Annotated in this window: 24 protein-coding genes; 18 read left to right on the forward strand and 6 right to left on the reverse strand. The window is 30.3% G+C overall.

Going from position 1 to position 23,714, the window contains the following annotated elements; all coding sequences use genetic code 11:
• Nucleotides 1-729 precede the first annotated feature (729 nt).
• From ACFQ32_RS08115 to ACFQ32_RS08125, 3 genes are read left to right on the forward strand one after another with little or no spacing between them, the layout of a single operon-like run.
• Nucleotides 730-1,737 (forward strand): hypothetical protein, encoded by a 1,008-nt coding sequence (locus ACFQ32_RS08115; protein WP_052724684.1) that lies wholly within the window; start codon nt 730-732, stop codon nt 1,735-1,737.
• 24 nt (nt 1,738-1,761) lie between these two features.
• On the forward strand, nt 1,762-3,255 hold the full coding sequence (locus ACFQ32_RS08120) for a hypothetical protein (RefSeq protein WP_046325803.1): 1,494 nt from the start codon (nt 1,762-1,764) through the stop codon (nt 3,253-3,255).
• 11 nt (nt 3,256-3,266) lie between these two features.
• On the forward strand, nt 3,267-4,934 hold the full coding sequence (locus ACFQ32_RS08125) for a hypothetical protein (RefSeq protein ID WP_052724685.1): 1,668 nt from the start codon (nt 3,267-3,269) through the stop codon (nt 4,932-4,934).
• A gap of 22 nt (nt 4,935-4,956) precedes the next feature.
• Here ACFQ32_RS08125 and ACFQ32_RS08130 read toward each other — a convergent pair whose 3' ends face one another.
• The gene (locus ACFQ32_RS08130) at nt 4,957-5,781 is read right to left on the reverse strand and encodes a site-specific integrase (protein WP_046325804.1); all 825 of its coding nucleotides are present in this window, start codon (nt 5,779-5,781) and stop codon (nt 4,957-4,959) included.
• Between the two features lie 35 nt (nt 5,782-5,816).
• On the opposite strand from ACFQ32_RS08130, the gene ACFQ32_RS08135 reads away from it, so the two are divergent.
• The 6 genes from ACFQ32_RS08135 to ACFQ32_RS08160 all read left to right on the forward strand — a co-directional run bounded on the left by ACFQ32_RS08135 (nt 5,817) and on the right by ACFQ32_RS08160 (nt 9,698).
• Nucleotides 5,817-6,284 carry a hypothetical protein gene (locus tag ACFQ32_RS08135; protein WP_046325805.1) on the forward strand — a complete coding sequence of 156 codons (468 nt, stop codon included), beginning with the start codon at nt 5,817-5,819 and terminating at the stop codon, nt 6,282-6,284.
• A 109-nt stretch (nt 6,285-6,393) separates the two neighbouring features.
• Nucleotides 6,394-7,707: a hypothetical protein gene (locus ACFQ32_RS08140; RefSeq protein ID WP_046325806.1), complete on the forward strand. Its 1,314-nt coding sequence runs from the start codon at nt 6,394-6,396 to the stop codon at nt 7,705-7,707.
• 92 nt (nt 7,708-7,799) lie between these two features.
• A complete protein-coding gene (locus ACFQ32_RS08145; protein ID WP_046325807.1) occupies nt 7,800-8,147 on the forward strand; it encodes a helix-turn-helix transcriptional regulator in 348 nt (115 codons plus the stop codon).
• Nucleotides 8,148-8,150: 3 nt separating this feature from the next.
• Nucleotides 8,151-8,543 (forward strand): hypothetical protein, encoded by a 393-nt coding sequence (locus ACFQ32_RS08150; protein ID WP_046325808.1) that lies wholly within the window; start codon nt 8,151-8,153, stop codon nt 8,541-8,543.
• An 11-nt stretch (nt 8,544-8,554) separates the two neighbouring features.
• The gene (locus ACFQ32_RS08155) at nt 8,555-8,923 is read left to right on the forward strand and encodes a hypothetical protein (RefSeq protein ID WP_046325809.1); all 369 of its coding nucleotides are present in this window, start codon (nt 8,555-8,557) and stop codon (nt 8,921-8,923) included.
• Nucleotides 8,924-9,011: 88 nt separating this feature from the next.
• Nucleotides 9,012-9,698 (forward strand): hypothetical protein, encoded by a 687-nt coding sequence (locus ACFQ32_RS08160; RefSeq protein ID WP_046325810.1) that lies wholly within the window; start codon nt 9,012-9,014, stop codon nt 9,696-9,698.
• Between the two features lie 128 nt (nt 9,699-9,826).
• On the opposite strand, the gene ACFQ32_RS08165 is transcribed toward ACFQ32_RS08160, so the two are convergent.
• The gene (locus ACFQ32_RS08165; protein ID WP_052724686.1) at nt 9,827-10,663 is read right to left on the reverse strand and encodes a C40 family peptidase; all 837 of its coding nucleotides are present in this window, start codon (nt 10,661-10,663) and stop codon (nt 9,827-9,829) included.
• 740 nt (nt 10,664-11,403) lie between these two features.
• Here ACFQ32_RS08165 and ACFQ32_RS08170 point away from each other — a divergent pair.
• The 5 genes from ACFQ32_RS08170 to secY are packed head-to-tail and all read left to right on the forward strand — an operon-like array spanning nt 11,404 to nt 16,740.
• On the forward strand, nt 11,404-11,979 hold the full coding sequence (locus ACFQ32_RS08170; RefSeq protein ID WP_046325811.1) for a hypothetical protein: 576 nt from the start codon (nt 11,404-11,406) through the stop codon (nt 11,977-11,979).
• Nucleotides 11,966-12,781 (forward strand): preprotein translocase subunit SecG, encoded by an 816-nt coding sequence (locus ACFQ32_RS08175; protein WP_046325812.1) that lies wholly within the window; start codon nt 11,966-11,968, stop codon nt 12,779-12,781. Before ACFQ32_RS08170 ends, ACFQ32_RS08175 begins: the two co-directional genes overlap by 14 nt.
• 12 nt (nt 12,782-12,793) lie before the next feature.
• A complete protein-coding gene (locus ACFQ32_RS08180; RefSeq protein ID WP_167334252.1) occupies nt 12,794-12,955 on the forward strand; it encodes a hypothetical protein in 162 nt (53 codons plus the stop codon).
• A 38-nt stretch (nt 12,956-12,993) separates the two neighbouring features.
• Entirely contained in the window at nt 12,994-15,450 is a 2,457-nt protein-coding gene (gene secA / locus ACFQ32_RS08185) for a preprotein translocase subunit SecA (RefSeq protein WP_046325813.1), read from the forward strand.
• Nucleotides 15,451-15,453: 3 nt separating this feature from the next.
• A complete protein-coding gene (secY, locus tag ACFQ32_RS08190) occupies nt 15,454-16,740 on the forward strand; it encodes a preprotein translocase subunit SecY (RefSeq protein WP_046325814.1) in 1,287 nt (428 codons plus the stop codon).
• Nucleotides 16,741-17,402: 662 nt separating this feature from the next.
• Here the strand turns inward: secY and ACFQ32_RS08195 are convergent.
• The 3 genes from ACFQ32_RS08195 to ACFQ32_RS08205 form a co-directional block, all read right to left on the reverse strand.
• Complete coding sequence (locus ACFQ32_RS08195) at nt 17,403-18,560, reverse strand: helveticin J family class III bacteriocin (RefSeq protein ID WP_046325815.1); 1,158 nt, start codon at nt 18,558-18,560, stop codon at nt 17,403-17,405.
• A 189-nt stretch (nt 18,561-18,749) separates the two neighbouring features.
• Nucleotides 18,750-19,844: an SLAP domain-containing protein gene (locus ACFQ32_RS08200; protein ID WP_046325816.1), complete on the reverse strand. Its 1,095-nt coding sequence runs from the start codon at nt 19,842-19,844 to the stop codon at nt 18,750-18,752.
• A gap of 122 nt (nt 19,845-19,966) precedes the next feature.
• Entirely contained in the window at nt 19,967-20,692 is a 726-nt protein-coding gene (locus ACFQ32_RS08205; RefSeq protein WP_046325817.1) for a helveticin J family class III bacteriocin, read from the reverse strand.
• Between the two features lie 291 nt (nt 20,693-20,983).
• Here ACFQ32_RS08205 and ACFQ32_RS08210 point away from each other — a divergent pair, with 291 nt between their 5' ends.
• Together ACFQ32_RS08210 and ACFQ32_RS08215 are read left to right on the forward strand one after the other, a co-directional pair.
• The gene (locus ACFQ32_RS08210; protein WP_046325818.1) at nt 20,984-21,244 is read left to right on the forward strand and encodes a hypothetical protein; all 261 of its coding nucleotides are present in this window, start codon (nt 20,984-20,986) and stop codon (nt 21,242-21,244) included.
• Entirely contained in the window at nt 21,237-21,542 is a 306-nt protein-coding gene (locus ACFQ32_RS08215) for a phage holin, LLH family (RefSeq protein ID WP_046325819.1), read from the forward strand. Before ACFQ32_RS08210 ends, ACFQ32_RS08215 begins: the two co-directional genes overlap by 8 nt.
• Before the next feature lie 104 nt (nt 21,543-21,646).
• On the opposite strand, the gene ACFQ32_RS08220 is transcribed toward ACFQ32_RS08215, so the two are convergent.
• On the reverse strand, nt 21,647-22,471 hold the full coding sequence (locus tag ACFQ32_RS08220; protein WP_046325820.1) for a helix-turn-helix domain-containing protein: 825 nt from the start codon (nt 22,469-22,471) through the stop codon (nt 21,647-21,649).
• Nucleotides 22,472-22,689: 218 nt separating this feature from the next.
• Here ACFQ32_RS08220 and ACFQ32_RS08225 point away from each other — a divergent pair, with 218 nt between their 5' ends.
• Complete coding sequence (locus tag ACFQ32_RS08225; RefSeq protein WP_052724688.1) at nt 22,690-23,328, forward strand: hypothetical protein; 639 nt, start codon at nt 22,690-22,692, stop codon at nt 23,326-23,328.
• Between the two features lie 20 nt (nt 23,329-23,348).
• A complete protein-coding gene (locus ACFQ32_RS08230) occupies nt 23,349-23,594 on the forward strand; it encodes a hypothetical protein (protein WP_046325821.1) in 246 nt (81 codons plus the stop codon).
• Nucleotides 23,595-23,714: the final 120 nt, after the last annotated feature.

Consider the following 23,714-nt stretch of genomic DNA (forward strand, 5'->3'; position numbering starts at 1 on the left):
TACACTTTTTCTCTTTGAGTAAACATTTTTTACATGTATGCTTTTGTCTTCTTCAATATTGCAACTACTTTAAATGATATAAGTATAATTAAAATGTTGTTGATAAGTTTAGCAAAGATAATGGAAAGTGCATACCATTACTATCAGTATTAACAATTGCGCCTTAAACGTCTTTCCAAAGAAAAAACCAGTAACTAATAAGTTACGGGTTTAAATCAAGTTTTTCTGTTGCCAGCCAACTATCTGGAATATATCCAGCTTGATATATCTGGTTTTCAAGTTGCTTGATCAACTAAAAGGAAGTATTATTCTTTCAAATTTAGAGTAGCACAGGCTTTTATAAATATCAAATAAAAACACAATGTATTGTTTCTGTATTACAATTTCAATTACTTTAAATGAAATTGCTTATTAATATACATGGTTTTATTTTTTATTGCACTAGTTTATTTATACTGATTGAATAAAGTCAAGTAAGATAAAGACTACTTTTGTAAGTTTCCTTTAGTAAGATACTTGTCATTAGAAGTGATGGCTATCATTTTTTGAAAAACGTTCCTATTTGATATGACCCCCAAATTTAGGACAAATTTGGGGGTCATATCATTTTGTGGCTTGCTTTTTTTGTATATAAGTTAACGTCAATTTTATAGTTTCTGGAAGAAATAGATAAAAAAAGCAGATTGAAATTATGATTGGTTTGTCAATCAGTAGGAGAAAGTAGGTTTAATGTTGATTAGAGGACAAAAATTTGATATTGCTTCTATACATAAAAAAGAGACTGAAAGCCTTGCAAATTATTATGCCAGTGATAATCCATTCTTAAGTGAAGGAATAGAATATTATGCAATAGTTTTTAAAGAGTTTCTATATAATCATGCTGATCCTCAATTCTTTTTAATGAATTTAGACAAGCAAAATAACATTTTAAAAAAAGAAATGGATAAATTTCAAAAGGCAATGCAGTTCTCTTTTAACAAAGGCCATAAAACTGGATTCCTCATCTTATTAAAGAATACAAAAGATAATCAAGTATATGATGCAGATTACTTTTCAAATCCTAATTCACTTAGTAATTTTTTATATTCAATTGATAAAAGCTTTGGAGATACCGTTATAAGTAAAAATCTTAATAGAGATGCAAATACAAGCTTGATTAATTTTACTTTGCAGAATTTTGTTGAAGGTCGTAAGGAAGTCGAGAAATTAAGTAGAATTTTTTTTAAAAAAGGGATAGCAGTAGCCTTTGAGCAAATTAGAGACAATATTATGCAAACCGATTATCAGATCACTGGCTACTCTAGAATGCTTTCTGTTCCTTATAATCAAGATTTTATTGTTACACCAGCATTTAAAGGAACTTTCTGTTTTGAAACTCCTAATTTTGAAGAATGGGATATTTTTTGGGACGCAACCTATGATATTAGTTATTCAAATACATTGGTTGCAAAAGTTCTTGTTCATAGTTTAACGATGGCCCAAATAAAAAAATATTCACAAATTAATGCAAGTGCTTATAAAATGCTTCAATCCGTTTTAAGAATAAATAATTATAGAGAAGAAGATTTAATTTTTGTAGTTGAAATCAATTTTGCACTCATTAATCCAGCTGATACATCTAGACTTTTAAGAAAAGCTGAATACCAAGCTCTGAGGGTAGCTATTGCTAATACAATTAGCCGTAAATTACAAAAATATCATGTTGATGAACAGCACATTCTTCTAGTTCATTCATAACACGAAAAAGAAAGGAGTGTTTGAATGAGTTTTACTATATTGTTAGGAATGGATGATGAGACTGCAGATATATTTAGACCAGGTTTAATAAAATATTCAAGTTCACTAGAAGTCATAGAAAAAAACGTTTCAATTTTTCATAATGCTAAGCAAGCTATTAAATTAATTAATCCTTTACCTGACATATTTTTGGTTTCGGCCAATCATATTAGGTTTGATTCAAATAAATACCAAGAAGAGCTTTTAAAAGGGTTGTTAGATATTAAGATGGACGAAATTACTAGTGAGGTCCGTTTGGCTGTCCAAATTGATGCTGAACCTAAAGATCCATTTTTACGTTCATTAGCACTAATTCAAATTCAAGACATTTTTTGTGGCACTGATCAAAATCCGGCTGGTTTTAATATGGCTAAATTGGCAAAGCAGCTATCAGTCAAAGCAAATATTAGAAATATCCAAAGTTTTTTGACTTTTGGAGGTTTAAAGATCGGTAGTCAATTACCTCAAGACGATATTCTAATGGGGCGTATTAAACAACTAGAAAAAATAGTTAAAATTTTGACAAAAGAAAAAAATTTTTTACAGTCAAAGTTGGATATAAATAGTATTCCCCAAAAAAATTATGATGAAATACTAGCTAAATTAAGAGAAATCAAAAACTGTAAAATAACAGATCAAGCAATAAAAGATTTATTCGAAAAACTCATAAAAATAAGTCAAAATAAGCAGGATGATTTGGATCATATATTCGCTCTGAATACAAAGTTAAATAATTCTATTATTGACCTAAATTCAGAAATAGAACAGTTAGAAACTAATATGCAGGAAAAGCAGGGACAAGAAAAAAATATACTTAACAATCAAAGAATTTCTAAAACAATGGTAATTCCGCAAAGAAAGAAAATCAAAAAAAGTAAGTGGTTTCTGCTTATACCCGCTGTATTAATTTTGACACCCGGTCCAGTCTTATTAAATAAAATTTATAGTGACTTAAATCAAAGACAGCAAAAGAGTGAAAAGCCGATATTTTCAAGACTAATAAGTTTAGGTAACTATGAAAAAGCGGCTCAATATTATCCACAAAAAATTATCAAAATTGAAGATCTAATGTTAAAAGATAAAAGAATTCAAGACAAGTATAAAATGATTCAAAAAATACTCAAGTACTCGAAAAATGATGTAATTAGATTGGACTATGAATATTTCCAGGGAAATTATCGAGGAGCAGTACATATTTATGAAAAGTCGTCAATTCCTCAGCTAACTAAATTGACTAATACAAGAAGGATAATGGTCGCTTATTCCTTAATGAAAACAGGATCAATTAAAGAGGCTAAAGATATAGCTGAACCATTAAATAATCACCAATTAAATAAACGAATTATAGCGTATTCAAAATTTTTAAACGCAAATAAAATTTTAAATAATAAAATTCGAAATGGGGACTTAACACAAAAAGAAAAAACAAAGGCTAAACAGCAAATCAAAAAAAATCAAAAAGCAATGGAAAAAATTTAAAGGAGCTATAAATGAGACCAAGAAATAAAGAAAAAGAACTAAGAAAAGATGATGTTAGGATAAAGCCAAATAAAATTCATAAACCAACCGCTAAGCCAATTTTAGACACAAAAAAGCGTGCTTTTAGCCAATCAAAGGCTCATATTCCGGATAGAAAGATTAAAAACAAAAAAGATAAATCAAGCTTATCAAAAAGTGCCAAAATAAGCTTGGGCATAGGAGCCACTACAATTATAGGGGGCACAGCATTTGCCATTGTTCACAATGCAGAATCAGATCCAAGTACTCATCCAACAACAAAAAATGTAAATGACAGCAGTTTAAACTTCAAAGCTGAGAAGGACAGTGAACGCAAGAATAACAGTCATTTACCTGAACGAAAAAGTAAAAAAAAGGAGGCCCAAAATACCCTGGAAACATTTTTGGGGAGTAATAATAAAAAAACAAATTCCTCAAATAGTAAAGGCCAGACTACAGATTCTGTAACCAAAAGTTTTAGCAAAGCAACGCCTAAAAGTAATAAAGAATTAGATAAGCTTTCTCATGAAGCAAATGCGAGCATGAAAAGCGCAGCGGAATTGGGAAAAAATATGGATTTGAAAAATAAAAAAAATGGAAGGAAAAAACAAACTAATTTGTCAGATAATTTACAGAAGAATACACCACAAAAATTAGAAAGCCTAAACAGTAAATCTAATGTTAATGGCAATAAATTAAATGAAGCTACTATGGGAAACAATCTAATAGGCACAAGCTTGGATGGAAATAATGAAAAAAATAAGTTGGTAGATCCAAAGCCTAATAAAACAACAAATATCTCACATCAAGGAACAGGCCAACTAGTGAAGCCAAATAAGCCAGCTAAACCAGGAACAAGCAAGCCAGAAGAACCGAGCGCCGATACACCAGCAACGCCAACAGATAATCCAACTGAACCAGGTATGGATACACCAGCAACGCCAACAGATAATCCAACTGAACCAGGTATGGATACACCGGCAACGCCAACAGATAATCCAACTGAACCAGGTATGGATACACCGGCAACGCCAACAGATGATAGTCCAACTGAACCAGGTATGGATACACCAGCAACGCCAACAGATGATAGTCCAAATGAGCCAGGTACGGATACGCCAGCAACGCCGACAGATAGTCCAACTGAGCTAAACAAAGATCCCTCCATACCACCATCCGATAATCAAATTGGTTCTAATTCCAATATTATCGCTGAATATCCTTTTCAAGAAATACCAAATGGTAGTACTAAAACAGTTCCCTGCACCACAGGTGATGGAAAAATTGAAGGATATGCACTGCTAGAGAAAAATAATAATATAGTTACCGTCAAAAATATACCTGAAGGATTCAAACTGGCAGATTTAGATGAGGAAGGAAAGTCAAAACAATTATTACAATGGCCAGATCAGATAATGGTAGTAAGAGATGAAAAGGCCATGAGTTTTCCAATATTTGGTATTCCAGATGGCACAAAAAAGTTTGTGACGTTTGAAGATGGTTATGGAAGAGACCTGGGCAAAGGTATATTATCAAAAAGTAATGGAAAAGTTCTAATTGATGGCATTCCTGATGGGTATGAGCTGTCAGATTTGGTTAATGGGCAATCGCAGCAACTATGGCAATGGCCAGATACTGTGTATCTTATTTCATATAACTAAACATTGTAAAAACGTAGTAGGTCTATCTACTACGTTTTTTTACATCATAAGGAATTAACTTGTAATTGGCAACGCACCATTTATAATAGGCTAAAGATTTTTGGTTGATATTCAAAATATTTAAAAGATCGGTGTCCGTTAAAGTTTTCTTTGAAACTATTGATAAAATATAGCTCTGACGTAATTGTCGTAATGTTAACGGTATATCTAACTTTTTCTTATCCTTTCTAACTTGAAACATGATAGTTTCAATATTTTTAATTTTATTGTGTTTTTTCCCATTCAATATTTGGGGACTTTCGGTTTTTTCGAAATTTAAATGGTGAACAAAAAAATTATGCAAGTCCTTATTATTAATTTTATCAGCAATGTCATGCCAAGAAACTAGCAATAACTCTTCTGGAGTATAGTTTAAAGAAATCAACGTTAAAACCTTTATAGTCTCAGGTTTTAAATCATATTTCAAAAAAGTAGGAATATATCTCATCCAATTTATAATAACGGTCTTTGTTTTATTTATACTTTTACCTTTGAAACTATATAAAGGATATGCATCAATGTAACGTTCAGCCGTCAAGTATCTAAAATATTTTCTCATATAGCTTAATAGCCTATTAAAAGTACTAGCGCTAAACCTTTTTGAACACTTAATTCGCTGAAGATATTTAGAAATATCATAAGAAGTTACTTTCTTTATGTCTGGATTATTACTAGACATTTCTTCTTTGTAAAAAGACCAGAAAGAAGTAATAGTTGAATTGATTTGGCTTACAGATTTTTTGTTTAAAGCTTGCTGATTACAATAATTAATAAAAATATCTTGATAGGGAAATAAATTAGTAGTCATAAATATTACCTTAAAAATGAAAAGAGTTGATTAATATGGCACAGATCGTAATTTTTTCAGGAAAAATTCTTGAAAAAAGTAAACTATGCAGATCTAAAAAAGGAAGTATATATATTAAGATTATCTTACAAGAAGTAGGTAATAATAACAATAATAAAATTCCAATTATTCTATATAAAGAAGAAGCATTAAAGGCTGATAGCGAATTTAATACTGAAGAGTATGTAATTATTGAATGCGTAATAGTGGCACATAACAATATACAGAAAAATAAAAATTGGTACAATCTAACAATTTATGGTACTAAAATTTTAAATTTTAATAATAATAAAATTGATATTGATAATTTATCAAATCAAGAAAAAGTCGTATGCATAAGAAAAAGAATTCAAAATATTCTCCAAAGTACTCAAAATAACAAAAAGGGAACAACAAATACTATACTGAATAATGCTGATATGAATGAAATTAAGAAACAAAAAAAGCACCCAAATAAGACCTAACAACTTGAAAAAAACTTCGTCTCCAAAAAATAATTCAGGGTTGGATTTTAGTTTTTTTGATGACGATGATAGTACTTTTAGGTACATTTAATGATTGGAGAGTAAGCATATGCTTGCAAAAAACGTAGGAATGACAATTAATGACTTGGCAAGAAAGTTAGGGCTAGATTTTTTAAAACTAAAATTACCGATAAATCGACTTAAGACGAGAAATATAGGGGTAGATTTAGATCAAAAACAAGTTAATATCCTAATTCGCTATTTTAGTAAAGAGGCTATAGTACCGGAACCTGTTTGTAAATTTATCATAAACCAATTTGAACAGTATCATAAAGTTGTATCGTCAGAAGAAGTTGCAAAAGAAAATTTATTGAGTAAAAGAGATTTTAGAGATTTTGTTAAAGGATTAAATAAAAACGAAAAATTTATTTTCCTAAAAGATAATATTTTTGCAAAGACAGAGTTTGATGCAATCAAGAAAACAAAAATCAAAAAACTCGTATCACTATTTTTAAAAAGTAAAATCAGTAAAAATATTTATACTTCAGCATTTGTGCATACTTTCGATTCCAAAACAAAGCAGAAAGTAAGAGCTAAAATAAATATTCACTTACTTGAAGGTATTAGAACTAAAACATGGATGCAAGGGCAAGTAGTAGGTTTTTATAATTTAAAACATCAAGATACACTGCCAATTGTTGCACTTTATAATGGCAATATTGAGGTAGTCGATGCAGTAAAACATGATCCTCGAAATAGAAAACCTTTTACGTTTATTCCACGACAAAAAGGAAAAAAGCAGCCTGTAATATGGGCTTTTAATATAAACAAATTAGTTAATTCAGCAAGTGATCATAAAAAGAAAGAATGTTCAAGCCAAGACCATCGGTTGTTCCACTTTATTAATATGTTAATGGAGACGTTAAATGACAACAAAATATCTTGCGAGTTTACAAATGGCGGAAGTCCTAGGGATCCTTATATAAAAATAGTGAGTGATAGCGTAACTTTTGACATAAATAAGTTTAATGTAAGTGAAACTGACACAAAAAAAGAAAAAGAATCAAAGATTAAAACATATGGCATCCCGAACTTAGTAAATACAGAAGAGGATATATATTTTTTTACTTCCAAAAAATATATATTTGTCAAAAAGAATTTTCGTGAAAATAAAGCAATAGTGGTATCAAATAGTGTAAAAATACAAGCTGGTTGGTTACCAAAAAAAGATATAAAAATAATGAAGGGATTACAAGAAATAGAGGGTTTGACAGGGATACCTGTTGATATTTTAGTTGGGGAACTATTGACGCAATGGTATGAAGCTATATCAGCTTCATATAAATTAGAGGTCGGTTGCAGTGGTTCTAACCAGGAGATATTGTCTTATTGGCTACGACAGGGAGAAGAGGAAGAAAAGTAAATATATTTTTTGCCTTAATGTGTTCAAAATAAGGAACGGTTTTGTTCATTTAATTAACACAAGTGTATAATTATCAATAAGTGAGGTGTGAAATGAAGAGTGATATGGATAAGGCTAAAAAATTTCTGAAAAATAGAAAAATAACATACAAGCAAATAGCCTTAAAAACAGAAATCAGCGAAAGTACAATAAGAAAATATGGAATGAAAAAAAGCTCATTACAAGATGGTAAATGGGAGAATATTAACAAGTTAGCTCGTCTATATGACGATAGCGTTATTGCTAATAATCTTGGAAGCCTAAATAATTGGAATTATTTTAAAAAATGGGTAAATGAAAACATTCCAGATGATAGAATCGGGAAAACTATAAAGGAAATTATTCTAAAAGATAAAAAAGTTATAGTTGAAATCATAGCGAATTTAACGAATGAGGCGTAACTAATGACAACTGATGTTAAAAATATTAAATCTGATTCGCAAGAAATAATAGCAGGAGACAGAAACTTAGACAGATGGATTGTGTATTTATCTGATTTCTTACAAACAGAAAAAAGTCAATTAATTGCTCTGCATAAATTGCAAAATGATAAGAATGATGGAAAAACAAAATGGCAGCTAAGTGATACAGGGATTGATGTAGCCAAAGAGAAAAAAATAGATGATATTATTTATGAATTGTTTAGGAGTTCCATTTCTTTAGAGCAATTAAAGCAACATGGCTTAAGTTTTAAACGTCAAGATTTTGATGCATTATTATATATGCCTCCAGATAATTTGATGTTATTAGAATACATGGATGACAATTACTTAAAATGTTGTAGCTTTGAGGTATAAAGAGGATATCTGTGAATCAATATATTATTTTAAATAAAAGTATGTTTGACGATTTAAAAGCCGCCTCAAGTGATTATTTTGAACTACTATCCAATTTAAACGATATCATTCTATATTCCAATTTCATCTTAGCCTTAAAAGAAAAATTAGAAAAGGGTGCTATGTATAAAGTCCGTGCTGTAACTACTGACATTGAGCTTGTCATTGATACGCAAAAATATATAATTGAATATGAAAGTAATAAAAAAAGCACACTGAGTATCTTTGCATTTATACAGAAAACTTTTGAAAATTTCAGGAAAAGCGTAGCAAATAACTTTAGTGATAATGTTAAAGCTGAAAGTTGTTTGATCAAAATTTTGGATGATTTAGAGCTTTAACCAGAAATGTTTGAATATATTTCTTCAAAAAAAGAAGTGACCTAAAATTAAAAAAAGCAATAAAAACAAAGAAAAACAAAAAATAAAGATGGAAAAATTAAATAAAAAAGTATCAAACAAGCAACTAAAGTATGATCACATCAGCTATTATTTAACTATATTTGCTACTATGTTAGTTTTGGCTTACAACAATTTATTAGGTGGGCTAGAATCAGTCGGGTCAGTGTTGTTTGATCAAGAGTTTTATGATGAACTTAGCAAAGCTTTCGTCTATTTAATTATACTCACTTTATATGTTTTTGCGATAGCTCTTAAAATTGTTTCTCATTATCCAAGTGAAACTCTAATAAAAAACATGGCAGAAGATGCTAGAAAGAAAGGGGTATATTTAAGAAAAAAAATAAAACAACATGAAAAGGGGATTTGGGGATATTACTACAAAAACGAATATATATCTTATAGAAAAGATGGGATAAAATATGTTATAAATAGGGAAACTAATAAAAAGGGTTTTTGGTATGCGATACTTGGCTTTATAATTTTAGCAATTTCATATAAGTTGATTTGCCTTTTAGTTAATTCGGCATGCATAAAAAATTCTTATTTAAATATTATGTTAGTTAAGTTAGTCTTTGTTATAATTCTCACAGTAGTATTTCCATTACTAATACTAGGATGTATAATCTTTTTTCTATTTCGAAATTTGATAGGTAAAGATGAAGGCTTGATTACTAAGGTTTTTAAATGGTTTTTTTATGGTAAGTATACACATTAATGGCTTTTATATCTTAGTGTAATAGACAAAAAATTAAGATAAGACTGATAAGGTTGATCGAAAGTAAAAAGGACAAATTTTGTAATTAAAAATTTGTCCTTTTTCGACCTCTTTTATATAGTTAATTATTACATATTTATTTTACCTATGAATGAAGGCTTAAAATAATTTGAAACTTTTTCAATCCCAACATTGGTTCCAGGATGAGAAGCTGCTACAAACTGTCCATTTCCGATATAAATAGCTACGTGGTAGGTGTTGCCGTGATCTCCCCAAAATAATAGGTCACCAGGATTTGCTATATTGATTACATCTGAAATATCATAAACGTTGCTAGTAGAAACGCAATTCTCTTGTTCGGTTGTAGTGCGTCCTAATGTAATACCACAATTATTGTATACATTTTGAATTAATCCGGAGCAATCAAAACCCTCAGTGGAATTACCACCCCAAACATAAGGAATACCTAATTGGGCATATTTAATGGCTAAATTAACTGCTTGAGTAGCCTGTGAGTGAACTGCAGAAACAGTATTCTTGTTCTTGTCTATTAAGTTAGAATTTGAAATTTGTTCAGACGGTTGTTGTAAATTTAATTCTTGGCCAATTAATATGATGCTTTGCCAGTTTAGATTATTCCATTTTAAGACTTCTTCAGTTTTTAAGCCATACTTATTAGCTATTTCTGAAACATTATCACCTGGTTTAACCATGTATTTTCCTGATTTAGGTACGCTGATCTTTGAATCAGCATGTAATGTAGTATCTTTATTTAAGTAATCAGATTTTTTTAATTGTTTAACCGATGTATACTTTTGAACTCTTTTGCTGGGCGATTCACTTTTTTTAACTGTCACAGTGGCAGCCTGTACTACGTGAGAAGTAATTAATTGCGAAACTAAGCTACCACTAGTCAGAGCGAAAGCTAGTTTAAAAGGACTATACGCTTTTTTATATGATTTCATTTATTATTCCTTTCTGATTATCTATAAATTATTAAACAGCTTTGTAGAAAAGCAACAGTCATCAAGAACGCTTTTGATAACTGTTGCTTTTTCATCTAAAAAAGAGAATGGATAGTATTTGATTTAAGAAAACAGTTTGATAATTAACATAATCATTAATGTTAGAGCGACACTTTTGGACTCACCTTGATTATTGTCTGTTTATAGCAGTTATTGCAAATAGCAGTCTCAAACAGAAATAGTAGAAGTCGGTATTAGTCATACTAAAAATAAAATATTGTCGATTAAATTTTTTAAAACCGTGATGTAAGCCGGGCTATTTTGACTTTTAAAAGACTGTACCATAGTATTTCTATATACCACAGTGTATGAGTAAAGTATGTCAGAAATTAGTTTGAATAGATTATGACAATAATTACAGACAGTTTAATTTTTCATCTTGCTAATACGGAGAAAATCATAGGTACTTTTGTTATTTTTAAATAAAGAACAAACAATTTAGATGAAAGGTACTAAAAATTTAAAAATCAAGCAGACCTACTTTCTTTTTGTATCCGCTAATCATTATGGAACAATACAAAATAAATATAATGAATTCTTAAATAACACGAAAATGAATGAATTTTGTTTAAAAATAAAAAATCCCCACAGTTTTTATAAATATTTATAGGATATTAAAGACAATTTAACTGGAAGATTAATTTTGAAGTTAAGTGCTAAAGAATGTGAGAAAGTTGACCATGTCGGGAGATAAACAAGATTCAATACAAAATAGCGTGTTTGTGCTAAAAAATGAATTACTTAGATATTCAGAAAAATTAATTAATAGTGATTCTGATAATAAAAGTAATATAGCCGATGTTATATATGACGTGATGTTGAAGATGGGCCAACAAGAAAACAATGAAGATGATATAAAAGAACTACGAAAAGTATTTCAAGCTGTACCTTTGAGGTACCATGTGCAGGTGCTTAGATCGTTCATAGATAGTTACTATATCAAAAATCAGCTTGGAACAACCGTTATAGCTGGTAATGCCAAAAGTGATGAAATAGTAAATGAGTTAATGGCCACAACCAACAATTTTTATTTAGAGAAAAACAAAATCTTATCGCCATTTGAAGTCCTATACCTGACAATTCAGGCATATCTTGAACCTAACACCTTAAAAAATGTCAAACGTAGGGAACAGGCTTCCCTTTTATTCGGTGATATAAAATTTCAAAAACGAATTTTAAATGACTATCTTGAAGAATATGAGAGTAAATTTGACAGTAAATTTGGAGAGGAAAGTACTGCTAATGAAGAAATCTAGATTAATCCTCATATTGATAGTCACTACTTTTTTCTTGTCAGCATGTGATTTAAATTTAGCAAAGCCTCTGTCTAATAAAAAAGCAACTCAAGAATTCAATAAAAACACTATTTGCTTAATGAATGTTCATCGATACAATCTAGCAAAAAAAGGCTTGAAAACGAAGGAGTCTAAAGGCTTTACCAAATATTTTGATAAGAAGGTTGTTTTCGAAAAAGGAAAAGTTGAAAAATCAAGTAACTTTCTAAAAAAATCTAACAAATATAGTTCATATTCCAAAGATATTTATAGATTCAATAGAGCAGTTTTAGCCTATATTAAATCAGTACAGCTTGATAAGTTGAATGAAGTAGATAAAAAAAAGCAAAAAAGCCTTTATCACAATGCAACATTGGCTGCTATTAAAGCAAAGCGTGATTTAGAATATTCGTCAGAAAATCAGAAGCTAAATGAAGAAATTAAAGGGTACGTATCATCAATTGCAAGCTATGACAATTTTGTAAAAAAAAGCAAAGTTTATAAAATGAATAAGCCAAACCATAGTATCGCTTCTAAAACTAAAAATACTCAAACTAGACAAGTAGACATTAGTTTAGGTCCAGGAATAATCCTCTTGATAATAACAGTTCTGTTAATTACCACTATATTTTTGCAACCAAATAAATCAGAAGATAATGGGTATGCTTTGATTGATAATTCGCAGCATCCCAGTCTTAGAGGGTACGATCTATTAGTTAACCGTAGTACAGCAATATTAATAGTTATGTTGGTAATAATTTTGCTGATTTTAAATAGGAAATAGGGAGGGTAATGAATGAGTTATCTATCTAGAGTTTTTAAAACACTCAAAATAGCAATTTGGGAGAAATTAACAATTGCGGTAAAAGTTGCAGTGATACAAATTGGCGTTTTAGTAGTTTTAGCATTCCTATATATATTATTGGATTTAATAGTTATGAGATTTATAGTGAGATAAGAGCGTTGACTAAAATGAGGGATGAAATATAACTAGAAATGAGTTTACGAGCATTAATAGAAAATAATAGGTCAAAGATAAAGAAACTGCAGAAATTAGTTGAAAAAATCGAAATATTATCTGGCCAGTACTCGCAACTGAGTGATAATCAATTACAAACAGAAACGGATAGGTTTAAAACACTTTATGCTAACGGAACAAGTCTTGATCAATTATTACCTGAAGCCTTTGCAGCTATAAGAGAAGCTGATAAGCGCGTCTTAGGTATTTATCCTTACCCTGTGCAGTTAATGGGAGGTATAGTTCTTCATCAGGGAAACCTAGCAGAAATGAAAACTGGAGAAGGCAAGACGATAACTGAGACTATGCCTACTTATTTAAATGCACTTGCTGGAAAGGGAGTTCACGTAGTAACTGTGAACGATTATTTATCAAAAAGAGACTTTGAAGAAATGAGTTCAGTTTTCACTTTTATGGGATTAACTGTTGGGCAAAATGGAAATGATATGTCAATTGAATTAAAGCAGAAAGCCTATAACTGTGACATAACATATTCTACTAATGATGCTTTGGCTTTTGATTATTTGAGAGACAATATGGCTCTATTTAAAGCCAATCAAGTCCAAAGACATTTAAATTATGTAATTGTTGATGAAATAGATTCAATCTTAATAGACGAAGCAAGGACACCGTTAATCATAGCTGGTGATGCAAAAAGCTATAAAACTATGTATAAACAGGCTGACGAGTTGGCCAAACGAATGACAAAAGAAGATTATGAAATTGATCGAGAAACTAAGACTGTCACTCTAAAGCGTTCAGGTATTTTAAAAGCAAATAATGCTTTAGGATTAAAAAATGTCTACGGTAAAGATTCTTATGTATTAGCTCACTATCTTGATGTAGCTATGAAAGCTAATTATACAATGGATAAAGATAAGGACTATATCGTTAAAGATGGTCAAGTATTAATTGTAGATACATTCACTGGTCGCGTAATGGAAGGTAGGCGGTTTTCCGATGGACTCCATCAGGCACTAGAAGCGAAAGAAAATTTAACAATCAATGATGCTAATAAAACAGAAGCAACAATAACTTATCAGAATTATTTTAAATTATATAAAAAATTAGCTGGAATGACAGGGACTGCTGCAACTGAAAGCCAGGAATTTTATGAAACATTTGGGATGCAAGTAATTTCTATACCAACAAATAGACCAAATATTAGAAAAGATATGAATGATGAGCTTTATCCAACCGAAAAATCAAAGTTTAGAGCTGTGGTTAAAAAAATAGAAAAGGTACACGCAAGCGGTCAACCAATTCTAGTAGGAACGGCATCAGTTGAACATTCAGAGTTGATTTCAAATTTGTTATCTAGTAAAAACATTCCACATACAATGCTTAATGCTAAAAATAATGAAAAAGAAGCCGAGGTTATAGCAATGGCTGGACAGCTTGGCGCTGTGACTATAGCTACTAATATGGCTGGTAGAGGTACAGATATTAAATTGGGACCTGGGGTAGAACAACTCGGAGGGTTATTTGTCTTGGGAACCGAAAAACATGAGTCAAGAAGAATTGATGAGCAGCTGAGAGGAAGAGCAGCAAGACAAGGCAATCCAGGAATTACTGTTTTCTATATGTCGTTAGAAGATGAGGTGGTAACTAGATTTGGTGGAAAACAAGCAGAAAAAATCAAAAAAAAATGCATTAGCAATAATACAGAAATGCAGTCAATAAAAAGTAATAGGATAATTGATAGAACAATAGAAGAGGCTCAGAAACGAGTTGAAGGAAATAATTTTGATCAGCGTAAAGAAACATTAAGATACGATGATGTATTGAATGAGCAAAGAAAAGATTTTTATAACGAACGTCAGAAAATTATTGACTACAAAGGCGATCTGACTTCTTTCATTATAGGAATGCTAGCTAGAACAATAATAAGAGTAGTTGATAAATTCTACCTAGATTTTGAACATGCTAATTATAGAGGCCTAGTTACATACGTAAGAGAAAGCTTAAATTTAGACCTTGATCCTGAGGGGACCCTTGAAGAATTCAAATTAGCAGATAAACGGGGCGAAAAAATTAAGCGCAATCTTAAAGAAAAAATTGAAAAAAACAAGAGGTTCCATCGAATAAGTTTAAGCAGACTTAAAACATTTAGTAAAAAAGAGTTGAGAGAATATATTTTTTCACAAGTCAAAAAAGAAGTTAATGATAAAAAATCATTATTAGTTGATGAGAGAAGCTTAAATGATTTTGAGCGAATAATAATGTTAAGACAATTTGACTACAATTGGAAAAGTCATATTTATGAAATAGAGCAATTGCGTGAAGCAGTGACTCTACGTGGATATGGCCAATATAATCCATTAGTTGAATATCAAAAAATGGCTCATACTTTGTATCAGCAAATGGTTAATAACATAGAAAAAGACGTTAGCGAGTTTTTCTTAACGGCTGAAATAAGAGAAAGTGTTCAATAAGAGATGGTTACTCCAAAAAAAGAAAGTCGCCAAAATTTGATAAGGAGATTTGCGATTACCATATTTGTGTTAATTATATACGATCTTTTAACATATGTGACAATTCCTGGCGTAAATCCTAGACAGCTAGTTCTACTAAGCAATAATGCAACTCTTACCATGATTAGTTTGTTATCTGGAGGTGGTTTTCAAAACTTTTCACTAATGTCAATGGGGGTCAGTTCTTATGTATCATCACAAATTATAGTCCAGCTTTTACAGTCAAACGTAGTGTCAACGTTTACTGATTGGAGTAAACAAGGAGAAATAGGAAGAAGAAAATTAGGCCAACTAGTAAGAAGTTTTACAGTTATTTTAGGCTTAGTGCAATCTGTTGGCATAATTTCCGGGATTAATACTTTAACCAACTATGGTTTTGTTTTAATAAATAGTTGGTGGAACTACTTAGTAATTGGTTTCTTGTTAACGGCTGGCACATTTATTGCAATGTGGCTAGGGGATCAAATTACACAATATGGATTAGGAAATGGGATATCAGTAATTATTGCAGCAGGTATTGTCAAGCAATTGCCGAAAAGCGTTAAATCATTCATATTAAATGTGTCTGATACAGCTGGCACAAGCTGGGACAAGATTTTTTTTGTGTGTTTCTTATTAATTAGTTTGGTTGTTTTTATTACTTGGTTTAATCGATCTGAATATAGAGTTCCTATACAGTACACCAGAAGGATAAGTCAAACTTCTCCCTACAGTTACTTACCATTGAAAATAATTGTGCCGTCGGTTGTCCCGGTTATTTTTAGCAACAGTATTTTAATGATTCCGCAAACATTTTTAATGTTTTTTCAGAATGACCAAAAAAATAATTGGTTTAGAGTAGTCAATAATATTTTTTCTTTAAGTACAACTACTGGCATTGTTTTATATATTATTTTAATAATATTTTTTACTTATCTTTATTCTCTGATTCAAGTTGACCCAAATATTCTAGCAGACAATCTTTCTCGTCAAGGAGCTTATATACCAGGTGTGTGGCCTGGGGAACCCACAGCTATCTATATTCGTAATCTCTTATATGATTTAGACTTGCCAGGATCAATTTTTTTAACAACAATTTCTGTAATTCCAATAATATTATCAAATAGTATTTCACCAAACCTAAGAACCGGTTTAAGTGGCTCAAGTTTATTAATTGTTATTGGGGTTTTAACAGATATTGGCAGGCAAATAGAGGGATTAAAGTTTAAAGAAAATAATCCAAAGATATTAAATGCAGAATATGAAATTTAAAAATAATGTAAAAATCTTTAGAAAAGTAAAAAATATGCACCATTTTATTGAAATAGCATTGCTTGTAATAGGAACTAGATATATTTTTTTGCCTTATACAAGATATGTAATTTGGGAGCAAAATACTACTTTTAATAAAATTAGTTCTAATTCGAATAAATTAGCAATCATTTACCGTAAAGATTGTATTCGGTGTAAAAAAACTTTACCTAGGCTAATGATAAAACATGCTTTAGACAAAAAGTATGTATACATAATTAATGTCAATAATTTAACTAAAAGGCAATTAAAGAGACTAGATGTCAATAGTACGCCGGTATTTAGACTGAAAAACCTAAGTTATAACACTGTAGACCAAAGGAAAATACAGGATCTTTGGTTGAATTCAAAGTAAACGAGATTTAAGTCTTTGGTTAATTTTAAAAGAAGAAAAAGTTACACTCAATTTATAAAAAAACAAAGGAGCGCGTCTTATTTCTAAGACGCGCCAGTTACAGCGAGGTCTGTACACAATAGTTAAGTTATTAAATAATAAACAAAAGGCAAATTTTACTTTTAATTTGAATTAGAAAGCTTGAACCAGAGTGTAATGAGATAAAAAAGAAGTGCATTGTGAGCAATGCACTTCTCAATATAGATAGATTATTCTATTTTATTTATATTTAATTTGTCACACTTTCTACGGGGACCCAATCCCAGTTTAATTCGTAAATCACGTTTAATACTGTCGTGTTTTTACCTTTTACTAAAGCATGGTAAGCAACAGTTACATAAGCATGATCTTCATCAATTATTTGAATACCTTCAACTTCACTATGCTTACCGGCGATGTCGATTTTTTTCCATTTACTTAGGTTGACTGCAAACCAATTAGACATATCAGCTCTTTCTTCTTCTGATAATTTTTCCCCATTTTCACTTCTTGAAGGAATTTTTATAATTTGTTTGTGATATGTTGTAAATTTCTTTTTAACTTTATCGTAAAATGGGGATTTTTGACTGGTAATATAAATGTTACCGTCATTGTCTAAATCGTATCCCTGAACAGACTCAATATTTCCTTGATAGCGTATTACATCGATAGGTTGCTTAGTTTTTTTGTCTTTACCCTTCTTATACATGTTTAAAAAGGGTTTGACAGTAAAACTTTCTATCTCACTTTTATCTGGATCTTTTAATTTATCCGTCAAATCACCTATATTAATAAGACCATGTTCACCTTCTTTTTTATCAAGTTCCTCGTTAATACAATGAGTAGGATAAATTGCAAAATGTCCAGTACCATTTTTCTCTACACTGGCAATTAAAAACTTTTTATAATCAGGTGAAAGGGCAATTTCAACTCGATGCATATATTTGCCAGCAAATCTATCTTTTTCATTTCCTGCTCTGTTTAAATATCCTAATCGTGTAAGCTGAGCATTAGAACTATATACAGGCTTGGAATTTTTGATATCAATTCTAGCTATTTGAGTATCCCATTTACTTGAACCTTTACTACTCTTTGTTCCAACAAACCATTTATTTGTAATACCAGAATATTCCCATGTCTCTGAATGTCCTCCAGCCTTACTTTTAAGAATTAATAAAGGTGAGGATTCATTCATTGGTATTTTAAAGTTTGTTCCTTCTTCATTTGATTTTGGCCGTTTGCCTCGTAAAATATAAATGTTTTTACTTTGACCTCTCAATTGAAGAGCATAGATAAAAGATGTACCAATATTACCTTTCTGTACAACAGAATGATGTTTTATATCTAGTTCAAACTTTTTAATTTTATTTATGTGCGTTGCATATGACTTAAACTTAAATTCTACCATTTTAAATATCTCCTTCTAAAATATACGAACACGTGTTCCTATATGTGAATATATCATTTTTCTGGGTTAAAAGCAAATCTAAATTTGGGGAAATATAAAAGTGTGAAAATACTTATTTATTAAAAAATGAGACCCGAAAGTTAGACAACTTCCGAGCCTCATTTCACTTTTACATAACTTCACTAATTTTTATTTTTTATGAAAATTTTTAATTGCTTCTTCAGGAGTATTACTTGGACTTAATTTTAGGCCATCAATAAATTTGACATCTTTTTTCTTAACATAACCTTGACCTACATTTATTACATCAGATCCACTGCTTCCGTTTGGCAAATCTGTAGCATAAAATTGATGACCTGCTAAATGATAAAACAGCTCTACTTTGTTATCATTTTGCACCCATATATAAAGCAATTTGTTTACTTTTATAAAACCTCCTTGTTTGATAATTTTTTGCCCATGATGATCTTGCTTTGTACCGTCAGCATTATAAACATCAGTATCTTTATAAAACATAATATAAGTATAATGTTCAAATTTATAATCATGTATTGGTATTTTCTTATCCGCTTTGACATCGCGGTACCATATCCAAAAGTCTGTACCTTTAATATGATATTCATATCCATCAGGATCGTCTATATCCATGGAAGAATATTGAGCATAATCAACTTTGAATTTGGTTCCTTTCTTGACTCTCTTTACAATGTCTTCATCGTCACTATCAATATAAGCATAATCAGTAATATCAGCACCTTTTTTTGCAGTTACTGTCACAGTTGTTTCTTCTGTATTAGAGCCAATAATTTTACCCAAGTTAGCAGCTTTGACGTATTGTTTTTTAGGTCCACCAATACGGTAATATCTTAGACCGTTCTTAAATTTGAAGGAATTGCCATAAGTTGTAATCGTCTTACCTTTTTTAAGTAAGCGAGAATCGGCTCTACGTGAACTCGTAGCGTAAACAAAGGAATTATGTTTGATTTTACGTTTAACGCCATCTATGTTGCTGGCCTTGATATATTTATTTTTACCGCTAATTTCGTAACCTGGTGCAAACGGTTTAAATCTAAAAGAAATTGGATCGTCGTCCACCGTAACTTGAGTATAAGCCGTATATTTTCCTTTGACTTTATCACCGTATAAGTCGCAAGCTTGAGCATTATGCATTATAGTCTTAACAATACTTTTGGCGTCTACAGTATTAACATGTTGGTTTAATATCAAACTTACAGACGCGCTTAAGATAGCAACTAGTAAGTAGCGAAAAAGTTTTTTATACATATAACTTTTACTTCTTTCTTTAAGGCACTAACCAAACTAATTATAACGCTTTTATTTGAGTAAAATTAAGAGTAAAAGATTTTATCTAAAGTATCAAGCTAGTTAATCATAAGATATCACAGTTAGATAATGTCTGGATCAGAGCACCATCTGACTTCAAAGACCCGGTTACAAACTGGTACGATTGATCTAATAAAGTGCTTGTCAATTTTGAGGCTGTAATAAGAAACAGTTAAAAAAATATGATCTTCACTAATTACTTGGATACTTTTAAATTCAGTTGTGCAGTGCTCATGATCCAAAATAGTGTCATCTAGCATATCTAAGATTCTCCATTCAGAAGGATCCGTGCTGTTCCAAGCTATTTTGATAATTTTACGGTCATGCGAAAAATAATTACTTACGGTTGGAGGATATTCGCTAGCGATATATATATTAAATCTATTATCAATTCCAAAACCTTGGAAAGAGCCAACTAAACTACTAAAGTTTTTAATCATAAATTTACTAAAATAATCTACATTTTCAAGGTTAAGAACATCATCCTCATTATCATCAATAAGTGATGCTATATTATTTAAATCGTAAGAAACGAAATAAGCAGTGCCACATTTGTCAATTACCATCAAAACAAAAGAGCCATAGTCTGGTGTGATTGTAATACGTGAAGAAAGTATGTCAGACTTTTCAATATTAAAGTTACCAGCCTTATTTAAACCTGATAGATGCTTTAAAACAATACTCGAATCGTACTCGATATAATTTGTAGGAGTAGTTTTATCTGTTAACAACTTACTATATAAAGACTTACTTATTTTATATTTAGGTATAATTAGTGCTTTACTCATAAATATCACGTCCTTTAACATAAAAAACATTAATATTAACATATCTTTCCAATACCAATATAGCATAATTTTATATAAAAAGCAAACGTACGTTTGCTTTTTGCGGAATTTAGTGCTATATTATCCATTAGTATAGATTTATTATTTAAATATTTGTGGAAATTATAAAAACCAAAAAAGGAGGTAATTGCTCAAACTAAGATGATAATGATAGATTCGAAGTTTAAAACGTAAGCCTCTTGGTTCTTCTACCAATAGGCTTTTTGTTTAGAAGAAGGGGAAGTGAGAAATATGACAAACAATATAATTATATTGTTAACTTCTACTGCTTTTGGAATACTTATATCAATGTTTATTGGTTTATACCAATGGCATGTTAAAACTAAACTGGAAAGTTACGAAAAGGAGAGGGAACGCTTATATGGTGATATAAAATTCTATCACCAAAAATATCAAGAAGATGAAGATGAAATAGACCTATTAAAAAATGAAATAAGAGAATTAAAAATGTCTCATGGTAACGAAGAAGAAGGAAGATGGAAAAATGATTAATTTCAAAAATCTACTAGATATAATAGGCATATTAATAGTTGTATTGGCTTTTTTATTTGTAGGAATTTATCCTTATATCCAAATTCATAACAGAAATTTGGCTGATAAATTAAAAGTTTGGTATATTATTGCTAAAGAAATAGTTAAGGATGAATCTAGCAAAAACAAAACAGGAGCAGAAAAAAAAGCTTCTGCCACAAAAAAGTTAGTTAAACATGCAGCAAATTTGAAAGTACCTGTTAACAAAGATTTTGCGAATGATTTGATTCAGCATGTTTATAATGAAACAAAAAAATAAAAGCTATTAAATTTAGCTTTGTAAATGTTGAAATGATAAAAAGCAAAAAATTACATGTTTATTCAAGTTAGAAATATGGACAATAATTAATGTTTTAAAGCTAATTATAAAGAGTCTTTTATCTCTCGGCTTAAACTTTTAGCTAATGCATCTGCACCAATCTTATGTAGTAAGTTAATTTGGTCTAGTGCTTCTTTCCTATTATTTTGACAAATTGCCAATCTAGCATTAACTACAAGCAACTTATCGTATTGTTTCAAATCTTTAAGAAGTGGCTTTAAGCTAGTTAGGGTAGTTATAGCCAATTTAAATTTATGCTTTGTTATTTCCATAATTGCTTGATTAATAAGTGTATCGGCTTTTAATGACCTCAAAAATGGGTAGTATTGATTTATATCTGAAATAATTTTTGAAATAATCTCCTTTGCTGTTTGATAATCAAACGCAAATAAGATTGAGTTCAAAATTGTAATGTCAGTGGCTGTAAGAACTTTGACATTTCTAAGTGAACTAAACCAAATCGGTTGAACGAGTTCTCGAGCTTTATTAAGGCCGTTAGGCTTATCCACCATCAATAAGGATCTAAGAATAATTGAAATATTTTTAATATCGTTATCGTTTTTCACTAGCAGACAGTCATTTAATAAATTATTGATTTTATTTTTATCAATGCTGCCAGCAAGGTTTAAAAAACGATGTAATAATTGACTCTTAGTACTAATATGATAGCCATTACAAATATATTCAAACTCATTCGGCGTTAATCCAAGACGTTTAATTAATTTGATTTCATTTTCATAAGTAGTGGAAAGTTCAGCATTTTCAATCTTAGAAATTTCACTACGGTCAAATAAATCTTTTGCTAATTCTTGTTGAGATATTTTTTGAGCTAATCTCATATTATGTATAGTTTTTCCAAAATTACTCATAGTTTCACTCTTTTGTAAAAAGAAAAGTCTTAAAATAATGTGCAAAAATTGCACACAATTAATTGTAAACTAATGATATCCTAATGCTAGGAATAAATCAAATGTGCGCACTGGATTAATTCCTAGAAAAACAAAAATATATTTTCTAATTTATTTTTTAATAGAAAAGTTTGGGTTCTTTAAATCAAAAGGGCTGAAAAATATATGAGGTAAACAAAATGAAAAAGTCAATTAATATTTTAACTGAAGTTGTTACTGCAGTAAGTATGGTTGCTCCATTTGCTATTTCAAATGTAAGCCAGACCTTTGCTGACACAGTAGAAACTTCACAACCAAGTAAGAGTACTGTTCAAAATCAAGTTAATGGAGAACTTGGAACCACCGCAAATTTATCTCCAGAAACTGTAGATGTAGCTAAAAAATATATTAGTGTAAAAGATAACCAATATGTTTTGGACCCATCTATTAAAAATGTATTGAACCCACAGCAATATCAAGCATTACAGGATAAGGTTAGTGAATCTAATTCAAATGTAAAACTGAGTAATGCTGTAATAGGTAAAGATCTATCTTATACTTCTACTCCGTTATTAAGAAGCTCTAATAGGCATTATACATGGAAGAGCTTTGCATGGGGCACACGTTACTACTTTAGAAGTAATGCAGCAGTTTATGAAATGGATCATGACCTTGAAACTATGCAAGTAGTTGGTGGTGTTCTTTCACTAGGCTTATTTTCTGCATATTATGCAAAAATTGAAAGTGATTTAAATTACATGAACAACACTCATCCTCACAATTATCTTTACATGGATATTAATCAATGGGTAGGAAATTATACCATTGGTGTTTTGTAATTATAGGTGAGGTTAATAAGATGTTATGGATTATTTTTCTATTAGCTATATTATTTGCAGGTATGGAATATGGGGGACATGTAATAAGTAAAATATTTGTTCCAGCAGCAATTGTAATTATTGCTGTACCACCGATCATATATTACTTGATATTCAAGAACTTTACGGCTTTAACTACCGTAAGTATAACTCTGGGAATAGTTCAAGTGATTGTACTATTAGGTCTGTATTTTGTAATGAGAAAAATTGTTGTAAATAGTAAATAGTTAATCATATAAAGGAAAGTAGCACTAAATTAAGTGCTACTTTTTTATCTAAGCAGAAAGAGTTATATGAGTAAGGGCAAAAGTTGAGTTTACAAAATGTAGAAAAAAATTAAACTGGTA

The organism is Lactobacillus melliventris (assembly GCF_042679465.1).
In the GTDB taxonomy this organism is placed as follows: Bacteria; Bacillota; Bacilli; order Lactobacillales; family Lactobacillaceae; genus Lactobacillus; species Lactobacillus melliventris.

Coding starts and splice junctions, on each gene's coding strand:
- ACFQ32_RS08115 (WP_052724684.1), top strand. CDS start 730: ATGTTGATTAGAGGACAAAAATTTGATATTGCTTCTATACATAAAAAA.
- ACFQ32_RS08120 (WP_046325803.1), top strand. CDS start 1,762: ATGAGTTTTACTATATTGTTAGGAATGGATGATGAGACTGCAGATATA.
- ACFQ32_RS08125 (WP_052724685.1), top strand. CDS start 3,267: ATGAGACCAAGAAATAAAGAAAAAGAACTAAGAAAAGATGATGTTAGG.
- ACFQ32_RS08130 (WP_046325804.1), bottom strand. CDS start 5,781: ATGACTACTAATTTATTTCCCTATCAAGATATTTTTATTAATTATTGT.
- ACFQ32_RS08135 (WP_046325805.1), top strand. CDS start 5,817: ATGGCACAGATCGTAATTTTTTCAGGAAAAATTCTTGAAAAAAGTAAA.
- ACFQ32_RS08140 (WP_046325806.1), top strand. CDS start 6,394: ATGCTTGCAAAAAACGTAGGAATGACAATTAATGACTTGGCAAGAAAG.
- ACFQ32_RS08145 (WP_046325807.1), top strand. CDS start 7,800: ATGAAGAGTGATATGGATAAGGCTAAAAAATTTCTGAAAAATAGAAAA.
- ACFQ32_RS08150 (WP_046325808.1), top strand. CDS start 8,151: ATGACAACTGATGTTAAAAATATTAAATCTGATTCGCAAGAAATAATA.
- ACFQ32_RS08160 (WP_046325810.1), top strand. CDS start 9,012: ATGGAAAAATTAAATAAAAAAGTATCAAACAAGCAACTAAAGTATGAT.
- ACFQ32_RS08165 (WP_052724686.1), bottom strand. CDS start 10,663: ATGAAATCATATAAAAAAGCGTATAGTCCTTTTAAACTAGCTTTCGCT.
- ACFQ32_RS08170 (WP_046325811.1), top strand. CDS start 11,404: ATGTCGGGAGATAAACAAGATTCAATACAAAATAGCGTGTTTGTGCTA.
- ACFQ32_RS08175 (WP_046325812.1), top strand. CDS start 11,966: ATGAAGAAATCTAGATTAATCCTCATATTGATAGTCACTACTTTTTTC.
- ACFQ32_RS08180 (WP_167334252.1), top strand. CDS start 12,794: ATGAGTTATCTATCTAGAGTTTTTAAAACACTCAAAATAGCAATTTGG.
- secA (WP_046325813.1), top strand. CDS start 12,994: ATGAGTTTACGAGCATTAATAGAAAATAATAGGTCAAAGATAAAGAAA.
- secY (WP_046325814.1), top strand. CDS start 15,454: ATGGTTACTCCAAAAAAAGAAAGTCGCCAAAATTTGATAAGGAGATTT.
- ACFQ32_RS08195 (WP_046325815.1), bottom strand. CDS start 18,560: ATGGTAGAATTTAAGTTTAAGTCATATGCAACGCACATAAATAAAATT.
- ACFQ32_RS08200 (WP_046325816.1), bottom strand. CDS start 19,844: ATGTATAAAAAACTTTTTCGCTACTTACTAGTTGCTATCTTAAGCGCG.
- ACFQ32_RS08205 (WP_046325817.1), bottom strand. CDS start 20,692: ATGAGTAAAGCACTAATTATACCTAAATATAAAATAAGTAAGTCTTTA.
- ACFQ32_RS08210 (WP_046325818.1), top strand. CDS start 20,984: ATGACAAACAATATAATTATATTGTTAACTTCTACTGCTTTTGGAATA.
- ACFQ32_RS08215 (WP_046325819.1), top strand. CDS start 21,237: ATGATTAATTTCAAAAATCTACTAGATATAATAGGCATATTAATAGTT.
- ACFQ32_RS08220 (WP_046325820.1), bottom strand. CDS start 22,471: ATGAGTAATTTTGGAAAAACTATACATAATATGAGATTAGCTCAAAAA.
- ACFQ32_RS08225 (WP_052724688.1), top strand. CDS start 22,690: ATGAAAAAGTCAATTAATATTTTAACTGAAGTTGTTACTGCAGTAAGT.
- ACFQ32_RS08230 (WP_046325821.1), top strand. CDS start 23,349: ATGTTATGGATTATTTTTCTATTAGCTATATTATTTGCAGGTATGGAA.